This is a genomic window from Tardiphaga sp., from assembly GCF_028290785.1.
In the GTDB taxonomy this organism is placed as follows: domain Bacteria; phylum Pseudomonadota; class Alphaproteobacteria; order Rhizobiales; family Xanthobacteraceae; genus Tardiphaga.
The window spans coordinates 1-5,283 of sequence record NZ_JAQGJD010000402.1 but is presented as its reverse complement, the minus strand read 5'-3'; the positions used below and the strand labels follow the sequence as shown (position 1 = coordinate 5,283).

Sequence of the window (5,283 nt, the reverse complement as noted above, 5' to 3'; positions counted from 1 at the left end):
CCGGCGGCACCGAGCCGCTGCAGGTCCAGGTCGTCGCGCTCGACTGGAAGTGGCTGTTCATCTATCCGCAGCTCGGCATCGCCACCGTGAACGAGCTGGCCGCGCCGGTGGATCGGCCGATCAGCTTTCAGATCACCTCGGCGACGGTGATGAACTCTTTCTACGTGCCCGCTTTGGCCGGCCAGATCTACGCCATGCCCGCGATGCAGACCAAGCTCAGTGCCGTCATCAACGCGCCCGGCGACTATGACGGCTTCTCCGCCAATTACAGCGGTGCCGGCTTCTCCGGCATGAAGTTCCGGTTCTACGGCCAGAGCGTCTCCGACTTCGACGCGTGGGTGGCCAAGGTCAAGAAGGACGGCGGCGCGCTCGACCGCGATGGCTACATGGCGCTCGAGAAGCCCAGCGAGAACGTCGCGGTTCGCCATTACAGTTCGGTGCCGGCGGACCTCTATCATGCCGCGCTCAACATGTGCGTGCAGCCCGGCAAGATGTGCATGGACGAAATGATGCGGGTCGATGCCAAGGGCGGCGGCGGCATGGCCAGCATCAACAACACGCTGCCGCTGGCTCAGGACAAGTACGCCCGCCGCGACTCGCCGCTGGCGGCCCGGCCATCCTTCGTCTATTCGCTTTGCACCATCGAAGAGCCGATGGGCGCCGCACACGCCGCTGCATCCCCCACGCTGATGTCGCCGCGCGATCCCGCGGGCATGGTCGGCGCCGGTCTGCCGAAACCCGGCGTGCCGCGCCTGCTCCCCTTCAGCATCGCCCGCCTCGGCGAGCCCAGCTAATCACTCCTGCGAAACGGTTTTAATGATGTCGACCCCCGCTCTCGCGATCAGCCCGATCTTCGGCCGCCTCACGCTGGAATCCTTCCCGCTGCACGAGCCGATCCTGCTGGTCACCTTCATCGGCGTGATGCTGGGCGGCATCGCGCTGCTCGGCGCGCTGACCTACTTCAAGCTGTGGGGCTATCTCTGGAAGGAGTGGTTCACGTCCGTCGACCACAAGAAGATCGGCATCATGTACTGCATCCTCGGCCTCGTCATGCTGCTGCGCGGCTTTGCCGACGCGCTGATGATGCGCGCCCAGCAGGCGATGGCGTTCGGCGCCAATGACGGCTTCCTGCCGGCGCACCATTACGACCAGATCTTCACCGCCCACGGCGTTATCATGATCTTCTTCGTGGCGATGCCGTTCGTCACCGGGTTGATGAACTTCGTGGTGCCGCTGCAGATCGGCGCGCGCGACGTGTCGTTCCCGTTCCTCAACAATTTCAGCTTCTGGATGACCGTGGCCGGCGCCGTGCTGGTGATGATGTCGCTGTTCGTCGGCGAATTCGCGCGCACCGGCTGGCTGGCCTATCCGCCATTGTCGGGCATCGGCTACAGCCCGGATGTCGGGGTCGATTACTACATATGGGCGCTGCAGGTCGCTGGTGTCGGCACGACTTTATCAGGCGTCAACCTGATCGCGACCATCGTCAAGATGCGCGCGCCGAGCATGTCCTACATGAAGATGCCGGTGTTCGTCTGGACCTCGCTGTGCACCAACATCCTGATCGTGGCGTCGTTCCCGGTGCTGACCGTGGTGCTCGCGCTGCTGTCGCTGGATCGCTATGCCGGCATGAACTTCTTCACCAACGATCTCGGCGGCAACCCGATGATGTATGTGAACCTGATCTGGATCTGGGGCCATCCGGAGGTTTACATCCTGGTGCTGCCGGCGTTCGGCATCTTCTCGGAGGTGGTCTCGACCTTCTCCGGCAAGCGATTGTTCGGCTACACCTCGATGGTCTACGCCACCGCCGTCATCACCATCCTGTCCTACCTGGTCTGGCTGCATCACTTCTTCACCATGGGGTCGGGCGCCAGCGTCAACTCGTTCTTCGGCATCACCACCATGGTGATCTCGATCCCGACCGGGGCGAAGATCTTCAACTGGCTGTTCACGATGTACCGCGGCCGGATCCGCTTCGAGCTGCCGATGATGTGGACCATCGCCTTCATGATCACCTTCGTGATCGGCGGCATGACCGGCGTGCTGCTGGCGGTGCCGCCGGCCGACTTCGTGCTGCACAACAGCCTGTTCCTGATCGCGCATTTCCACAACGTCATCATCGGCGGCGTGCTGTTCGGCCTGTTCGCCGGCATCAACTACTGGTTCCCGAAGGCATTTGGCTTCAAGCTCGATGTGTTCTGGGGCAAGGTCTCGTTCTGGTTCTGGGTGGTCGGCTTCTACTTCGCCTTCATGCCGCTCTACGTCCTCGGCCTGATGGGCGTGACGCGTCGGCTGCGCCACTTCGACGATCCGTCGTACCAGATCTGGTTCATGATCGCCGCGTTCGGCGCGGTGCTGATCGCGATCGGAATCGGCGCCATGCTGGTGCAGTTCGTGATGACCTTCGTGAAGCGCGAACAGCTCCGCGACGTCACCGGCGATCCCTGGAACGGCCGCACGCTGGAGTGGTCGACGTCGTCGCCACCGCCATCGTACAATTTCGCGTTCACCCCAGTGATCCACGAGGGCGATAGCTATGCCGACATGAAGAGGCGCGGCTATGTCCGGCCGACCTCCGGGTTCAGGGCCATTCACATGCCGAAGAACACCGGCACCGGCGTCATCCTCGCGGCCTTGAGCACCGTGATGGCGGTCGGCCTCATCTGGTACATGTGGTGGCTGGCGGTGCTGGGCTTCGTGGCGCTGCTCGGCGTCGCGATCCACCACACCTTCAACTATCACCGCGACTTCCACATTCCCGTGGAGGAAGTGATCGCGACCGAGGATGCGCGCACGCATCTGCTCGCGGCCGGAGCCTGATCGATGTCCAGCGCCAACCTGATTCCTGACGCCGACACCGCGGTGCCATCCTTCTATCTGACCGACGAGCCTGATCACGCCGAAGGCGGCAGCACCATGCTCGGCTTCTGGATCTATCTGATGAGCGATTGCCTCATCTTTGCGATTCTGTTCGCCACCTACGGCGTGCTCGGGGCCAACTATGCCGCCGGCCCGTCGCCGAAGGACCTGTTTGAACTGCCGCTGGTCGCGCTCAACACCGCGATGCTGCTGTTTTCCTCGATCACCTACGGCTTTGCGATGCTGTCGGCGCAGGAGGGCGACAAGCGCGCCACGCTGATCTGGCTGGCGCTGACCGGCTTGTTCGGCCTGTCGTTCCTCGGCATCGAACTGCATGAATTCCACAGTCTGATCCATGAGGGCGCAACCCCGCAGCGCTCGGGCTTCCTGTCGGCGTTCTTCACGCTGGTCGGCACCCACGGCCTGCACGTCACCTTCGGCCTGGTCTGGCTGGTGACCTTGATGGTGCAGGTCGGCAAATACGGCCTTATCGCCGCCAACACGCGCCGTCTGATGTGCCTCAGCCTGTTCTGGCATTTCCTCGACGTGATCTGGATCGGCGTCTTCACCTTTGTCTACCTGCTGGGAATGCTGCGATGACCGCTCACGCCGAACCCCACGCCGACTCCCGCCACGGCGATTCGCACCACCATGACGATGGCGCCGCACACGGTACCCGCCGCGACTATATGATCGGCTTCGGCCTGTCGGTGCTGCTCACCGCGATTCCGTTCTGGCTGGTGATGTCCGGCACGATCCAGAGCAAGCAGGTCACCGCTTTTCTGGTGATGGGCTTCGCGCTGGCGCAGATCGTCGTGCACATGGTGTACTTCCTGCACATGAACTCGAAGTCCGAGGGCGGCTGGACCGTGATGGCGATGATCTTCACCGTCGTCATCATCGTGATCACGCTGAGCGGCTCGCTGTGGGTCATGTACCACCTCAACACCAACATGATGCCCATGATGACGCCGGAAGCCATGAAGAACATGCCGTGACCCTCTCCGGCGAAGGAGATCGCCGGCGGCCACGGTCGCCGCTGACGCTCTTCTTGCTCGGCGGGATCGCGATCCTGCTGATTGCCGCATTGACGACGCTCGGCGTCTGGCAATTGCAGCGCCGGGTCTGGAAGCTCGACCTGATCGCGCAGATCGAGCAGCGCATCCATGCCCCCGCGGTCGACGCGCCGGGCCGAGCGGCATGGCCCGCCATCGACGCGTCGCGCGACGCCTACCGCCGGGTCCGCGCCGTGGGCGTGTTTCTGCGGGACCGCGACACCCTCGTGCAAGCGGTTACCGCGCTGGGCGGCGGTTACTGGGTGATGACGCCGTTGCGCACCGACGCGGGCTTCGTCATTCTCGTCAATCGCGGCTTCGTGTCCGGCGACGACAAGGACAAGGCCCGCGCCGAAATGCCGCCGGGCAGGGTGGAGATCACCGGCCTGCTGCGCGTCAACGAACCCCACGGCGGCTTCCTGCGCGCCAACGATCCCGCGGCCGACCGCTGGCATTCGCGCGACGTGGAGGCCATCGCCGGGGCGCGCGGTCTGACCGACGTCGCGCCGTATTTCATCGACGCGGATGCGATGCCCGGTCCGGGCCCGGTCGGCGGCCTTACCGTCGTCAGCCTGCCGAACAGCCATCTGGTCTACGCCCTGACCTGGTTCGCGCTGGCACTGATGCTGGCAGGTGGAATGGCCTACGTGGTGCGCAGCGAATGGAACAACCGCAACTCGACAAGTCCCGGGGCGGGTGGTAGCTAAAAAGCAAGATCAAGCCCGATGGACCTTGTCCCGGACGCAGTGCAGTGCGCCGCTCCTTGGCGGCGTAGTGCACTGCAGAGCCGGGACCGCCAAGGACTCCGGTGCTTGGTACGGTCCCGGCTCTGCGGAGCAGCGCAATAGCGCTGCACCGCGTCCGGGACAAGAAGCACTTCGGTGGCGGCAACAGGGGAACAGGATGCGACGGCGGCTGGAGGCATACGTTCCAATCGTCATGCTGGCGCTGCTGGTGCAGTTGTTCGCGCCGATCGGTGCCTTTCGCGCCGTGGCCCAGGCCGTCTCCGATCCGCTCTACATGGCCGAAATCTGCTCCGGGATGACCTCGGAGGACGGCCAGACGTCGCACTCGCAGGTGCCGTCGTCGCACAATAATTGCTGCTCGATCTGCGCGGTGGGCCTTGGCGGTTCGCTGGCGGTCGATCCGCCGCCGCTGCTGTTCGTCACGCTGCAGCGCGCATACCAGAAGGTCTCCTGGCTCGAAACCACCACCCCGACCGCGCTGGTCCGGGTCGGCTCCAACGCGCAGGCCCGCGCCCCTCCGGCCCTTTCCTGATCTGACGACGTTTTGCACGGAGGCAGGCCTCGGCCGCCTTCACCCGCACGCTTCAGTTCGCCGGCCATGATGGCGGCACCGGAAATCC

The 5,283-nt window shown here is 64.3% G+C and carries 6 protein-coding genes; all 6 read left to right on the top strand.

What is annotated here, in order from left to right:
• Positions 1 to 794, top strand: a 794-nt coding sequence (locus JWR89_RS25500; protein ID WP_299720986.1) for a ubiquinol oxidase subunit II, incomplete at its 5' end; no start/stop codon positions are given.
• A 25-nt stretch (positions 795 to 819) separates the two neighbouring features.
• Positions 820 to 2,823, top strand: coding sequence for a cytochrome o ubiquinol oxidase subunit I (gene cyoB / locus JWR89_RS25495; RefSeq protein ID WP_299720985.1), 2,004 nt, complete (start codon positions 820 to 822; stop codon positions 2,821 to 2,823).
• A gap of 3 nt (positions 2,824 to 2,826) precedes the next feature.
• The gene (gene cyoC / locus JWR89_RS25490; RefSeq protein WP_299720984.1) at positions 2,827 to 3,462 is read left to right on the top strand and encodes a cytochrome o ubiquinol oxidase subunit III; all 636 of its coding nucleotides are present in this window, start codon (positions 2,827 to 2,829) and stop codon (positions 3,460 to 3,462) included.
• On the top strand, positions 3,459 to 3,860 hold the full coding sequence (cyoD, locus tag JWR89_RS25485; protein ID WP_299720983.1) for a cytochrome o ubiquinol oxidase subunit IV: 402 nt from the start codon (positions 3,459 to 3,461) through the stop codon (positions 3,858 to 3,860). Before cyoC ends, cyoD begins: the two co-directional genes overlap by 4 nt.
• 41 nt (positions 3,861 to 3,901) lie before the next feature.
• The gene (locus JWR89_RS25480) at positions 3,902 to 4,624 is read left to right on the top strand and encodes an SURF1 family protein (RefSeq protein WP_299720987.1); all 723 of its coding nucleotides are present in this window, start codon (positions 3,902 to 3,904) and stop codon (positions 4,622 to 4,624) included.
• 196 nt (positions 4,625 to 4,820) lie between these two features.
• Positions 4,821 to 5,195, top strand: coding sequence for a DUF2946 domain-containing protein (locus tag JWR89_RS25475; protein WP_299720982.1), 375 nt, complete (start codon positions 4,821 to 4,823; stop codon positions 5,193 to 5,195).
• Positions 5,196 to 5,283 lie beyond the last annotated feature (88 nt).

Excerpts from the sequence above, each read along its gene's own strand:
- cyoB (WP_299720985.1), top strand. The coding sequence starts at position 820 with ATGTCGACCCCCGCTCTCGCGATCAGCCCGATCTTCGGCCGCCTCACG.
- JWR89_RS25475 (WP_299720982.1), top strand. The coding sequence starts at position 4,821 with ATGCGACGGCGGCTGGAGGCATACGTTCCAATCGTCATGCTGGCGCTG.
- cyoD (WP_299720983.1), top strand. The coding sequence starts at position 3,459 with ATGACCGCTCACGCCGAACCCCACGCCGACTCCCGCCACGGCGATTCG.
- cyoC (WP_299720984.1), top strand. The coding sequence starts at position 2,827 with ATGTCCAGCGCCAACCTGATTCCTGACGCCGACACCGCGGTGCCATCC.